Annotated in this window: 10 protein-coding genes; 5 read left to right on the top strand and 5 right to left on the bottom strand. The window is 67.9% G+C overall.

Features of this window, described 5'->3' with window-relative positions:
• The first annotated feature begins 33 nt into the window (after positions 1-33).
• Positions 34-954, top strand: a complete 921-nt coding sequence (locus tag SYV04_RS01710) for a sigma-70 family RNA polymerase sigma factor (protein WP_321543792.1) — start codon at positions 34-36, stop codon at positions 952-954.
• Between the two features lie 11 nt (positions 955-965).
• On the opposite strand, the gene SYV04_RS01715 is transcribed toward SYV04_RS01710, so the two are convergent.
• From SYV04_RS01715 to SYV04_RS01735, 5 genes are all read right to left on the bottom strand, one after another.
• Positions 966-2,666, bottom strand: a complete 1,701-nt coding sequence (locus SYV04_RS01715; RefSeq protein ID WP_321543793.1) for a Kelch repeat-containing protein — start codon at positions 2,664-2,666, stop codon at positions 966-968.
• 120 nt (positions 2,667-2,786) lie between these two features.
• Positions 2,787-4,205, bottom strand: coding sequence for a hypothetical protein (locus SYV04_RS01720; RefSeq protein ID WP_321543794.1), 1,419 nt, complete (start codon positions 4,203-4,205; stop codon positions 2,787-2,789).
• A 332-nt stretch (positions 4,206-4,537) separates the two neighbouring features.
• The gene (locus tag SYV04_RS01725) at positions 4,538-5,467 is read right to left on the bottom strand and encodes an acetylxylan esterase (protein ID WP_321543795.1); all 930 of its coding nucleotides are present in this window, start codon (positions 5,465-5,467) and stop codon (positions 4,538-4,540) included.
• A 192-nt stretch (positions 5,468-5,659) separates the two neighbouring features.
• Positions 5,660-6,109, bottom strand: coding sequence for a MogA/MoaB family molybdenum cofactor biosynthesis protein (locus SYV04_RS01730; RefSeq protein WP_321544465.1), 450 nt, complete (start codon positions 6,107-6,109; stop codon positions 5,660-5,662).
• 191 nt (positions 6,110-6,300) lie between these two features.
• Complete coding sequence (locus SYV04_RS01735; protein ID WP_321543796.1) at positions 6,301-6,615, bottom strand: Rieske (2Fe-2S) protein; 315 nt, start codon at positions 6,613-6,615, stop codon at positions 6,301-6,303.
• A 127-nt stretch (positions 6,616-6,742) separates the two neighbouring features.
• Here SYV04_RS01735 and polX point away from each other — a divergent pair, with 127 nt between their 5' ends.
• From polX to SYV04_RS01755, 4 genes are all read left to right on the top strand, one after another.
• Positions 6,743-8,488: a DNA polymerase/3'-5' exonuclease PolX gene (gene polX / locus SYV04_RS01740; protein ID WP_321543797.1), complete on the top strand. Its 1,746-nt coding sequence runs from the start codon at positions 6,743-6,745 to the stop codon at positions 8,486-8,488.
• A 12-nt stretch (positions 8,489-8,500) separates the two neighbouring features.
• Entirely contained in the window at positions 8,501-9,103 is a 603-nt protein-coding gene (locus SYV04_RS01745; RefSeq protein ID WP_321543798.1) for an MXAN_2756 family trypsin-like serine endoprotease, read from the top strand.
• Positions 9,100-9,822, top strand: coding sequence for a myxosortase MrtX (mrtX, locus tag SYV04_RS01750; protein WP_321543799.1), 723 nt, complete (start codon positions 9,100-9,102; stop codon positions 9,820-9,822). Before SYV04_RS01745 ends, mrtX begins: the two co-directional genes overlap by 4 nt.
• A 121-nt stretch (positions 9,823-9,943) precedes the next feature.
• Positions 9,944-13,123 (top strand): TonB-dependent receptor, encoded by a 3,180-nt coding sequence (locus SYV04_RS01755; RefSeq protein ID WP_321543800.1) that lies wholly within the window; start codon positions 9,944-9,946, stop codon positions 13,121-13,123.
• Positions 13,124-13,135 lie beyond the last annotated feature (12 nt).

Here is a 13,135-nt window from a genome sequence, read left to right on the forward strand (position 1 = left end):
AAGGCGTGAGACGACAGAGGTAGGCTGGAACCCATGGAAGTGCCGTTAAAGCTCGCCACCACCTTCTTCGAGCATGCACCGGGACGACCGAGCACGCCGAGCCACCTCGCCGAGTTCGAGAACCTGCTTCGTGGCGCATGGGAGACGGGCCAGAGCCCGTGGCCTGGGGTGCTCGTGCCCGCCGAAGTCTTCGTGCGACACCTGGCCAGGCTCCTGCCCGAGGTCAGCGATGCGCCCTCGCTCTCGGAGACGCTCGGACAACTGACACTCGAAGACCTCTATCTGGCATGTGCCTGTGTTCACGGCGTGCCGGACGCGACCGATGTCCTCGAGCGCAACTACCTGGCCAGACTGCCGGCAGTGCTCGCGTACCTCAGGCTCCCCTCTCCTCTCCTCGAGGATCTGTGCCAGATGGTCCGCATCCATCTCCTGCTCGGCACCTCGGAGTCCGGGCCACGGCTGGCCGACTACACAGGCCGCGGAGCGCTGCTGAGCTGGATGCGGGTCATCGCCGCGCGCATGGCCCTCAGGCTGGGCCCTCAGGCTCGGGAGACCCCCGATGAGAACGTCCTCGCGGCCCTGGAGAGCCTGCAGTCCCCCGACCCGGATGCGGAGCTCGATCTCATCAAGCGTCGCTACCGCCCCATGTTCCTCCAGGCCATCCGAGAGGCCTTCGACGCGCTCTCGAGCGAGCAGCGCCACCTGCTCCGGCTCCACTTCGTGGATCGGCTGCCGACGACTCGGATGGCGCCGTTGTTCGGCGTGGACCAGTCAACGGTCTCGCGCTGGATCAAGGCGGCGCGGCAGGCCGTCTACGAGGACACGAAGCGCCTGCTCAAAGGGCGCCTCCGCTTGTCCTCGCGCGAGTTCGAGAGCCTCACGGCCGCCATCGACAGCCATCTGGATCTGAGCTTCAGTCAGATCCTTCAGGACGACGAGCCGGAGAAGAAGTAGCTCCAGGGCGTTCAGGGCGTGAACAGCTCCGCCGACGTGAGGGCTTGTCCACGATTGTAGCCCCCCGCGATGAGCACCTGGCCATTGGGCAACAGCGTCGCCGTATGGGTGCCACGCGCCATGCTCAGGGGGGCCGTGGTGCTCCAATTTCCCGTGGCTGGGTCGTACACCTCCACCGACGCGATGGGGCCCGCCTCATTGAAGCCCCCCGCGATGAGCACCTGACCATTGGGCAGCAGCGTCGCCGTGTGGTGCTCGCGCACCGTGGCCATGGGCCTCGTCATGCGCCAGGTCCCCGTAGCCGGGTCGTACAGCTCCGCCGACGCGAGGGCCTTGGTTCCATTGCTGCCTCCCACGACGAGCACCTGGCTATTGGACAGCACCGTCGCCGTATGCTGATGGCGCGCCGAGTCCATGGAGCCCGTAGCGCTCCAGGCCGCCGTCGCCGGGTCGTACAGCTCCGCCGACGAGGGGTTGCCGGGGGTGGAGCTTCCAAAGCCTCCCGCGACGAGCACCTTGCCATTGGGCAGCAGCGTCACCGTGGCGGAGTGGCGCTCCGTGCCCATGCGTCCCGTGGCGCTCCAGGTTCTCGTGGCGGGGTCGTACAACTCCGACATCGGGTAACTCGTGCCCGTCGCGATGAGCACCTTGCCGTTGGGCAACAGGATCGCCGTATGGTCGGTGGGCCGGGTCAAGGCCAGCTCGCCCACGGAACTCCAGGCTCCCGTGACCGGGTCGTACAGCTCCGACGTGTTCACCGAGTAGCCGGTCTTCCCCGTGCCCCCCGCGACGAGCACCTTGCCGTCGGGCAGCAGGAGCAGCGGGTGGTGGTCGCGCGGCTCGACCATGGGGCCCGTGGCGCTCCAGGTCCCCGTGGCCGGATCATACAGCTCCGCCGAAGCGTGGCGCTTGTCTTCCCTGCCCCCCGAGACGAGCACCTTGCCGTTGGACAGCAAGACCGCCGCGAGGCTGCCGCGCGCCGTGGCCATGGAGCCCGTCGCGGTCCACTTCGCGGAGCAGGCCGGCAGTCCCTTGAGGGTGAAGACCTTGCTGTCGGTCAGGCCGAAGGCATTGGTGACGGTGGCGGTGACGGTCGTGGGCGTGCCCAGTACGGCACAGGCGGGCGCGCTCCAGGTCGCGCGGCTGCGGTTGGCGCCGCTATCGGACGTACCTGGCGTCCCAGCGCTGGCGCTCCAGATGAAGGTGAGCTCGGACCGCTCAGGGTCCTTGGCGGCCACCTTGAAGGTGACCTTGCCGCCCGGCCTGACGTTCATCGTGGACTGAGAGGATTGGGTGATGCGGGGAGGCGAGCGCTGAATGGGCGGAGCCTGGACAGCGGGCGGAGGCGTGACCTGCTCCAGCTCGAGGGTGATGCGCTTGGTCTTGTTCGCGGTGAGGTTGATGCCGGAAACGGAGTCCTCGGCGATCAGGTTGTTGGCGGCATCGAAGGCCCGGACTTGGAAGGAGCGCTGGGCACCGGAGGGAATGTCGTCGAGGGTGCCGCTCCACGTGTCGCCGGTAGCAGTCAGGTCCAGGGAGAGAGAGGAGAAGTCCGTGGCGCTGGCGACGACAGTCACGCGGGAGACGGGAGCGCCAGGAGACGGGGGCACCGAGATGGTGAACTGGGCCGAGCTGGTGTTCGCGGCGGAAGCGTCGCCCGAGAAGAGCGCCAGGGCGAGCGCCAGGAGGAGAGGGGTGAATCTTGTATTCATAAAATGTAAGAACCGTGTTGGGGCAGCCAGAGGGGGGCCGTCCGCGCCTGACGGCAGAGAAAACCTTTAGATTCAAAGTCCCAGTGAGAATTGCTGGAACTCGAACTCTGGCAGCGCGCACTACTGGATGAAGTGCTTGCGGAACTCCGCCAGGGTGCAACCGAAGGTCCCCAGGCTGTCGAAGAGGGCTGTGCCCAACGGGTGCATCGTGACGAAGACGTGCCCTTGGAGGATGGCGGTGCGGACAGGCTCGACGATGCTCGGATGGTCGTTGATGGAGCCGGTGGCGATGGCGTGGACGAAGCTCCGGAAGAGCTCCAGTTGCTCGCCCGTCGAGAGCATGTCGAACGGCTTCTGCGCCTGCGCCTGCGCAAGCTGGTTGAGCACGAGGTGATTCAACGTGACGAAGCCGTAGAGCCCCGTGCGGAAGCGACTGAGCAGCTCCACCCAGTCCATCCTGTGAGTGGTGGTGGTGGTGGTGCTCGGCTTCTTCATCAAGGAGGACACGAGCGAGCCGAGGAAGGACGACTCGTCGATGAGCGGCAGCTTGGTGCGCTCCGAATACGCCTTGAAGAAACCCTTCAGGAACGTGGCGTACACGCCCGTGTCGTTGTCGTTGAAGCCGTAGATGGCGGCGATGTGGGGTCTGCCGGAGAGGTCGATGCAGAACGACTCGAAACAGTTGCTGGGCGCACCCGACTCACCGAGCGCCCAGATCCCCTGGGCTCGGGGCAGCACGAGCACCTTACCCGACGTCATGCTCGGGAAGATGGCGCCTGGGGCGTATTTGTCGAAGATCTCGGGGATGGGATAGACGGTGACCAGCGTGCAGAACTCGTCGAGTTCCCTGGCTTGCAGATGCACCTTCGTGAGCAAGGTCTTCAGCGGCACCACCGAGTCGGAATCCAGGTGGGTGAAGATGATGACGTCGGGCTTGCCCTGCTCGAGCTCGCTCACCGAGTAGGTGACGCCAAGCGAGCAGTTCGATGTGCCGTAGGTGAGAATGCGCTGCACCGGGGCCTTCTTGAGGATGTCGTAGACCTGGTAGTCCGAGTCGATGATGCCGTCGGGCTTCATGGCGCCCTCCCAGGTGAAGACACCGCCCTGGGCCGTGACACGAAGCGTGTAGAACTTCCGCTTGTTCGTCCCCAGGCAGTCGAGCAGGTACTTGCCCTCGATGAGCCGCACCTGCGCGAAGCTCTCCCACCCGACGACGAGATCACAGGTGTTCGACTCCTCGTAATAAACGAGGAAGGAACTCTGGGTGTTCTGAGGGAGCGAGGAGATGTGCTGCTTCACGTTGGCCGGGAGTTGCATCACGGAGGTGTTCTCCGCCTCGGCCATCTCGAGGCCCTCGAGCACTGAGGAATCGAGCAACTGCTCGAACATGTCCCCCAACAGCACGACTCGCTGTCTCCCGTGCCGCTCGATGAGACGCTTCAGGTCGAGCAGGTTCTTCTCCGAGCCCAGGACGATGGGCAGACGGCCATGCACGAAGCTGCTCGAGGAAACGCGCCTCTTGCTCGAGGAGAAGAACATCGACGGCGCAGGGAGCTCCAAGTGCGAGGGGCGCGTCTTCCGGGCAGTCATTCGCCGCTTCTGAGCGTCCTCCCGGCTCTTGACTGCCTTCTGCCGGGCCTCCTCGATGGCTTTGGAATCCCTGAGGCCCACCATCGATGAGCTGCTTCCAACACCTACGAAGCGCTTTGCGGACTGGGAGCCACCAGCCTGGGTGTGTCCACAGAAGGTGCAGACCCGGGGCTCCTGGTCCTCCTGCTCATTCTTCTTGGCGCAGCGCTCGCAAACGAACGACATGGCTCCTCGTCGGGCAACGGTGTGCCGGCGGAGCATAGGGCCCACGGCCCAGGGTTTCAGCCTCGAGTGGCAGGGGCGTCCGTCCCCACACGCTCGTGGAGCCAGCGGAACATGTCCTGCCAGGCCTGGTCCGGCAGCTTGTGGCCCGACTCGTACCAACGCACCGTGTGAGAAGAGCCCGCGGCACGGTGCAAGGCCTCGGCCTTGGCGGGCGGCACGAGCGGGTCCTCTCGGCCGTTCTGGAAGAGGATGCTGCCGGAACGGGCCCGGCCCACCCAATTCATGCCCCCCACGGGCCCCAAGGTGGCGATCCAGGACTCCCGCTCCTCGGGGGACAGCTCCGCGAGAGGCCCCTGGGGCGTGCCATCGAGCGAGGTGAAGTGCGAGACGAAACCGCCGTCCGCGACGTACAGGATATAGGTGGCGGGACGCGCGTCCACGCCCGCGAAGAGCGCTCCCACCGCCCCACCGTAGCTGCCCCCCACGAAGGCGATGCGAGCGGGGTCCACGTCCGGCCGCGCGAGCAACAGGTCCACCGCGCGCTGCAGGTCCACGATGAGCTGCACCTGGTCCGCGCGGTCCGCCGCCGTGAAGGTCACCGCAGAGGCGTTTCGCCGGGCAAAAGGCGCGTCCACCGACACCACCACCGCGCCCCGGCGCGCGAACGGGAGCGCCCGGGGGTGGAGCTGGGCCGCGCTGCCGGGCGCGCCGTGCATCATCACGATGCCCGCCTTCTTCCCCTCCCGCTGCGGGACGAGGATCCGCCCGGTGGCGCGACCTCCCTTCGGACTCGCGAAGGACATCTCATACACCTCCACGCCATCCTCCACCGACAGCCGCTCCGTCTTCAGATCGAGAGGAGCAGCGCGGTCGTACGCGAACAGAGCGCGCTCCTCGTCCGAGGCAACGGACGGCTTGGGCGCGGACGCGACAGCGAGGGTGGGAGCGAACAACAACGAGAGCGCGAGCAGCGTGGTGCGGGTCATGGGAGCCTCCGGGCCCTGCCGCGATCCGGGCAGGGGGCGCTCACCGCGAGAGTGCGGGGCGCCACTCACCGACCAAGCAGGCCGCGTGCCACCACTCGGGCACACGCTCGGCGCCCGAAGGAGACGCGTGACTCCGTGAGCCCTGCGTTCACCTCCGGGACCCGGGCCTCCCAGAAACGGACAGTGCCAGGCTCAGCGCGTCAGCTCGCGTACGGCGTGCCCCAGCTCCGGAAGGATGAGCGCCTCCAGCGCCAGCTTCACCGCCTGAGGCGAGCCCGGCATCGCGAAGACGATCATCCCCTGGTACGTGCCCGCCGTGGCGCGCGAGAGCATCGCCGGGCTGCCGATCTGCTCGTACGAGAGCATCCGGAAGATCTCCCCGAAGCCCGGCAGCTCCTTCTCGAACAGGCCGCGCAGCGTCTCCACCGTGGAGTCCCGCCGGCCAATCCCCGTGCCCCCGTTGAAGAGCACCGCCCGCGCGCCCGCACCCGCCGCCTCGGCCAGCGCGGCTCGGATCGCCTCCGGATCGTCCTTCACCACCTTGTAACCGCACAGCGTGTGCCCCGCGGCCTCCAGCCCGCCGCGCAGCGCCTTGCCGCTCTCGTCCTTCGCCTCGTCCCGGCTGTCCGAGCACGTCACCACGAACGCGCTCACCTGCGCCGGCGCGTGCGACTTGTGCTCCTCGGCCGCGTGCGAGTGGCCGTGGTCGGCGTGCGGGTGATGGTGGTGGTGGTGATGGTGGTGCTTGTGACCATGATCGTGGTCATGGTCGTGGTCGTGGTCGTGGTCGTGGCCGTCGTGTCCCATGGATGCCCTCCCGCTTGAACGGTGCGCTACTTGGAGAAGGTCTCGTCAATGACGAGCTGCCCGTTCTCCACTTCGACCTTCACCACCGGCTGGTCATCGGCGATGCCGGGAGAGGTCACGTTCTGCCCGGTGTCCATGTCGAAGCCGACCTCGTGGCAGGGGCAGACGACCAGGTTGTCCTCGATGCGCCCACCCGACAGCAGGCAGCCGGCGTGGTTGCACCAGTCATCGAGCCCCTTGTAGCGCCCGTTGACCTTGGCCACGCACACATTGCGCTTGCCTACCTCGTAGCCCCGCAGCTCCTTCTCGGCGAAATCCGCTGGTCCGAGCTTGATCTTCATCGGCTTCGTTCTTCCTCTAGATGACAGGTTGGCACTCCTTCTACCCTGCCCCGCTGGACTGAGGGAGTGCTTCCTGAGGCTCCACTCACGCCTGCGCGCTCGCTCCCTTCGGGTTACCTTCCCTACCGTGAACCCGAACACCCTCGACAAAGCCGCCGTCGCCAAGATCCTCCGGGAGCTCTCCCTGCTGCTCCAGCTCAAGGGGGAGAACGCCTTCAAGGTCCGCGCCTATGACACCGCCGCGGACCGGATCCTGGGGATGACCCAGGACCTGGGCGCCCTGGTACGGGAAGGTCGCCTGCAAGAGCTCCCAGGGATCGGCCAGGGGCTGGCCGAGAAGATCTCCGAGCTGGTGAGCACGGGGAAGCTTGGCTTCCACGAGGAGCTCAAGGCCGAGTTCCCTCCGGGCCTCCTGGAGATGCTCCAGCTGCCGGACATGGGGCCCAAGAAGGCGATGGCGCTGTGGCGCGAGCTGCAGGTGGGCAGCGTGGCGGACCTGGAGCGGGCCTGCCGCGAGGGCCGGGTGCGCGCGCTCAAGGGCTTTGGGGCCAAGAGCGAGGCGAAGATCCTCGAAGGCATCGCCCTGCACCAGCGGGCGCAGGGCAAGCGCAAGCTCCTGGGAGACGTGCTGCCCACGGTCGAGGGCCTCCTGGAGCTGCTCCGGGCCGCGCCCGGCGTGGTGCGCGTCAGCCCGGCGGGCAGTGTGCGCCGCCGTGCCGAGACGGTGGGAGATGTAGACCTGCTGGCCTCGGCGCCCCAGGCGGGGCCAGTGCTGGACGTGCTGGCCAACGCGCCGGGAGTGGCGGTGCTGATCGGCAAGGGCGAGAGCAAGTGCTCGGTGCGAATGACGGAGGCAGACCTGCAGGTGGATCTGCGCGTGCTGCCGGACGAGGACTTCGCCACGGCGCTGCACCACTTCACCGGCTCCAAGGCCCACCATGTGCGCCTGCGCGGCATGGGCCAGGACAAGGGGCTGAAGATCTCCGAGTGGGGTGTCCACCAGGAGGACGGCACCAAGCTGCCCATCCGGGACGAGGCGGACATCTACCGGCTGCTGGGGATGCAGTACGTCCCGCCCGAGCTGCGCGAGGACAGCGGTGAGATCGAGGCGGCGCTGGAGGGCCGGCTGCCCGAGGATCTGGTGTCCCTTGAGGACGTGCTGGGCGTGGTGCATTGCCACAGCACCTGGTCGGACGGGAAGAACTCGCTGGAGGAGATGGCGCGAGCGGCGCAGGCCCTGGGGCTGAAGTACCTCACGGTCACCGAGCACAGCCAGGCGGCCGTCTACGCGGGAGGCCTCAAGGAGGACGATCTCAAGCGCCAGTGGGACGAGATCGACCGGGTGAACGCGGCGGTGCCGGGCCTGCGGCTGCTCAAGGGCATCGAGGTGGACATCCTGGAGTCGGGGGCGCTCGACTACCGCGACAGCGTGCTGGAGCGGTGCGAGCTGGTCATCGGCTCGGTCCACATCCGGCACAGCATGAACGAGGAGCAGATGACGCAGCGGCTGCTCAACGCCATGGACAACCCGCACCTGAACATCATCGGGCACCCCACCGGGCGCCTCATCCACGAGCGGGAGCCGTACCCGGTGCGCATGGAGGCGGTGCTGGACAAGGCGGCCGCGCGCGGCGTGGTGATGGAAGTGAACGGCAAGCCGGCTCGCCTGGACCTGAAGGCCGAGCACGTGCGGCAGGCCGTCCAGCGGGGAGTGAAGCTGGTGGTGAGCGCGGACGCACACCGCCGGGAGGATCTCAACCACCTGGTCTTCGCCGTGGCCACCGCGCGCCGGGGCTGGGCGCGCAAGGGAGAGGTGCTCAACACCCTGCCCGCGGACCGGTTCATCTCCACCCTCAAGGGCCTCCGGTGCTAACCTCGTGGCGCGGTGACGCCTCGCCTCCTTGCCCCCCTGCTCTTCTGCTTCGCTCTCGCGGCCCACGCCTCCGGGCCCGAGCGGCCCTCCCGCGCCGACCTGCAGCGGGCGCTGGAACTCCATGAGCGCTCGGTGGTGCGCGTCCACGGGCCTCGTCGTGCGGGTCCCGGCGTCATCGTCGGCAGCGCGGGCCAGGTGCTCACCTCCGTGGAGCACGTGAGCCTGGAGGCCGCGGAGGTAGAGTTCGGCGGAAAGCGCCTGCCCGGCGCGGTGGTGCTCGCCAACGCGTACCTCAAGATCGCCGTCGTCGCCGCGCCTCAGGGCAGCTACCCCTCCGTGCCCGTGAAGGCGCAGCCCGAGGACCTCGACGGAAAGTGGCTCATCGGCGTCGCCCCGGGCCGCGGCAAGCAAGCCTCGCACCCGTTCACCGCCGTGGCGCGGCGCACGAAAGAGCCCTTCGTGGACGTGGACCTGCCGCTGGCGCCGGGTACGCCCCTCTTCGATGTGCAGGGGCGCCTGGCGGCGGTGGTCGTGCAACGGCGCGCGGGCGGCTGTCGGGCGCTGCCGCTGGAGTCCGTGAAGCTCCAGCTCGCCTCCACGGCGGGGAGTCCATGAGCCCGTCACCCTCGGGACCTCCCTGGCGCCTGTCCGCTGTTCAGGAGGTGCTGGCCCTCTGGGCCGTGGGCTTCCTGGGCATCGTCATCGCGTTCCTGTTCTTCGGCGGCTCCAGCATCCCCAAGCTCGTGGCCACCGTGGGCTTCCTCTACCTGCCGCTCATCCCCATGCGCTGGCGCGAGGAGGACTACCGCGACTACGGCCTGTCCCTGCGCGCCTGGCGCCAGGACGTGAAGCTGTTCCTCGGGCTGAGCCTGGTGGTGGGCCCGCTGTTCTTCCTGGGCTTCTACGCCTGGGCGGAGCTGGTGCCCCACCTGCCTCAAGCGCTGGCCCGGCACCTCACCCCGCACATCGGCCCGGCGCACTTCTCGCCCCGGCTGCCCCCGCGCTTCGGCGAGTGGGTCATCGACCAACTCTTCGTCGTCGCGCTGCCCGAGGAGTTCTTCTACCGGGGCTACATGCAGACGCGGCTGCGCGACGCGTGGCCCGGCGGACGCAAGGTGTTCGGCGCGCGGCTGGGGCCTGCCTTCTGGCTCACGGCCGTGCTCTTTGCCCTGGGACACCTGGCCATCTTCCAGGTCTGGCGCCTGTCGGTGTTCTTCCCCGCGCTGCTGTTCGGCTGGATGCGCGAGCGCTCCGGCACCGTCCTGGGAGCAGCCCTGTTCCACGCCGCCTGCAACCTCTACGTGCGCTTCCTCGAGGTCTCCTTCTTCGGGTGACGAGGCTCGCATCCACGCGCGGTTTGCTTGGATTCACTTTGAGTCCCGGGAATAGGCTATAGCTAGCCTCTGGCTGCGCCCCTGCACGAAGCGGGCGGCGCCCATCCGAAGGGGCTTTCCGGTGAATCGTCGTCCGCAGAGAAGTCCGGCACTCGCCTGGGCCATGGTGCTCGGGCTGAGCGTGGTCGTCTGGGCGCCCTCCGCCCTGGCCCAGCAGAACGCTTCCGTCATCACCGGCACGGTGGTGGATGCCAGCAACCAGCAGCCCATCGCGGACGTCACCGTCACGGCCTCCTCTCCCGCGCTCCAAGGAGAAGAGGTCTCCGTCACGGACGCCACGGGCACCTACCGGCTGCCCCAGCTGCCTCCGGGCGTGTACACGCTGCGCTTCGAGAAGGAGAGCTTCCAGCCCTACTCGCGCGCGGATGTCACCCTGCGCCTCAACCGCACCATCCGACTCAACGCCCAGCTGCTGCCGGATACGTTCCAGACGACGCTGGAGATCTCCGGCACCCCGCCCGCCGTCGACGTGGGCTCGAGCCGCACGGGCCTGAGCGTGGACACGGACCTGGTGCGCAACATCGCGGTGGTGCGCCCCGGCTCCAAGGGCGCCGCGGCCCGCTCCTTCGAGAGCCTCGCGGAGCTCGCCCCGGGCGCCACCTCGGATGCCTACGGCGTCTCCCTCAACGGCACCACCTCCCCGGAGAACGGCTTCCTGGTAGACGGCCTGTCCACGGGCAACCCGGCCATCGGCGTGCTCGGCTCGCCCATCTCCGTCGAGTTCATCCAGGAGGTGAACGTCATCACCGGCGGCTTCATGCCCGAGTTCGGCCGCTCCACCGGTGGCGTCATCACCGCCGTCACCAAGTCGGGCTCCAACGAGTTCCACGGCTCGCTCTTCACCAACCTCACCCCCGGCGCCCTGGAGGCGAACCCCACCCTCATCCCCCGCGAGGGCAGCACCATCACCACGGCGCAGCGGCTGTGGAACCTGGGAGACTTCGGCGGAGACCTGGGCGGCCCCATCATCAAGGACAAGCTCTGGTTCTACGTGGGCGTGGCGCCCTCCTTCACCCGCCGTCAGCTCGAGCGCAACCTCAACTCCTTCGTGCTCGATGACAGCGGCAACCGCGTCCGCGACGAGAACGGCTTCTCCCGCACCGAGCGCATCCCCGGCACCACCACGAACTACTTCGCCGACCAGCGCACCGTGCAGTACCTGGGCAAGCTCACGTGGCAGGCCCACACGGACCACACGCTCACCTTCTCCGTCTTCGGCGCCCCCACCCGCTCCGGCGGCGATGGCCGCTTCGCCTACCGCGTGGAGGACAACGCCGTGGAGGTGGAGAACATCGCCGGGGACTACTCCGCCTACGCCCACACCAACAAGGTGGACTCGCGGGACTTGTCCCTGAAGCTGGCCTCGTCCTTCCTGGACAAGCGCGTGCTGCTGGACGCCACGGTGGGCTGGCACCACCAGCTCGACTCCAGCCTCCCCTCGGATGGCAGCGGCATCGGCAACGCCGAGGGCCTGTCCGGCGTGCCCCAGTTCGAGATGCAGCGCTCCACCCGCCCGGATCCCGACAACCCCGGCCGGAGCCTGCCCGCCTTCTACTCCATCAATGACTTCGAGCTGCTGCCGGATCCGTCGGTGTGTGATCCGTCCGGAACCGTCAACGCCACGCGCTGCCCGGTGACCAACTACCTGCTGGGCGGCCCCGGCTTGCTGATAGACCGCACCGTGGACCGCTACCAGGGCAACGTGGTGGGCACGCTGCTGCTCACCGCCCTGGGCCACCACGTCATCAAGGCCGGCTTCGACGCGGAGATAATGACCAACAAGGACGCGCGCGCCTACTCGGGCCAGGTGCTCTACCGCGAGAACGTCAACGGCGCCTCCTTCCAGGACTTCCGCGCCTTCGGCTACCTGGTGGGGCCGGACGACGTCGTCATCCAGCCCGTGGTGAACACCTCCACCCGCGCCGCCGCCGTGGGCGGCTTCCTCCAGGACTCCTGGAGCGTGATGGACAAGGTCACCCTGAACATGGGCCTGCGCTACGACACGCAGACCATCTACGGCAACGGCGGGGACGTGGCCTTCAACCTGCCCCACCAGCTCTCCCCACGCGTGGGCCTCATCTACGACTTCACCCAGCAGGGCCGCTCCAAGCTCTTCGCCAGCTACGCGCGCTACTACCAGAACGCGGTGCTGGCCATGGTGAACTCGCAGTTCTCGAACACCACCCGCATCCAGGCCAACCGTCGGCGCGCGCCCCTGGGCGCCGGCCCCGGGTGCGATCCGCTGCAGCAGGCCTCGCCCTACCTGGAGTGCCGGGACCCCGCCAACGTGATTCCCTCGGGCAGCCCCGAGACGGTCAGCCGGCTCTACAGCCAGACGTTCGCCATCAACAGCCCGGTGGATCCGGAGCTGGAGCCGCAGTCCTCGGACGAGTGGGTGGTGGGCGGTGAGTACGAGGTGTTGCCGAGCGCCACGGTGGGCATGACCTACACGCACCGGGACATGAACGCGGTCATCGAGGACATGTCTCGCAACGAGGCGACCAACTACTTCATCGGCAACCCGAGCCGGGGCATCGCCTCCGAGTTCCCCGAGCCGGTGCGCAACTACGACGCCGTCACCCTGTACTTCAACAAGGTGTTCGCGGACTTGTGGCTGGTGCAGGCCAGCTACACCTGGTCGCGCCTGTGGGGGAATTACTCTGGCCTGTTCCGCCCGGAGAACCTGCAGCTTGCGCCCAACGTCACCTCGGACTTCGATCTCATCTCGCTCACCGAGAACCGGATGGGCCTGCTGCTGCTGGACCGCACCCACGCGGTGAAGCTCAACGGAGCCAAGGAGTTCCCGCTGTCGAGCAAGCTCAGCCTGAACCTGGGCATGTCTTACCGAGGCAACTCGGGCACGCCGCTCAACGTCACGGGCGCGCACTACATCTACGGTCCGGAATTCACCTTCATCCTCCCGCGCGGATCGGGGGGCCGGCTGCCCTTCGTCCACAACATCGACACGCGCCTGAGCGCCAACTACCGGCTCACCGGGAACATGGTGGCGAGCGTGAGCGTGGATGTGTTCAACCTCTTCAACTTCCAGTCGGCCACCAGCGTGGACCAGCGCTACACGTCGGAGACGGTGGATGCCATCATCGGCGGCACGCAGGCGGACCTGGCGAACCTGAAGGCGCGCGGCACCGACCGGACCGTCGTCGTGAACCCCAACTACGGCAAGCCCACCTCCTACCAGTCGCCCCGCAGCCTCCGGTTCGGCGCGCGGCTGTCCTTCTAAGCGGAGCCCACC

It is taken from the genome of Hyalangium ruber (genome assembly GCF_034259325.1).
Classification (GTDB): domain Bacteria; phylum Myxococcota; class Myxococcia; order Myxococcales; family Myxococcaceae; genus Hyalangium_A; species Hyalangium_A rubrum.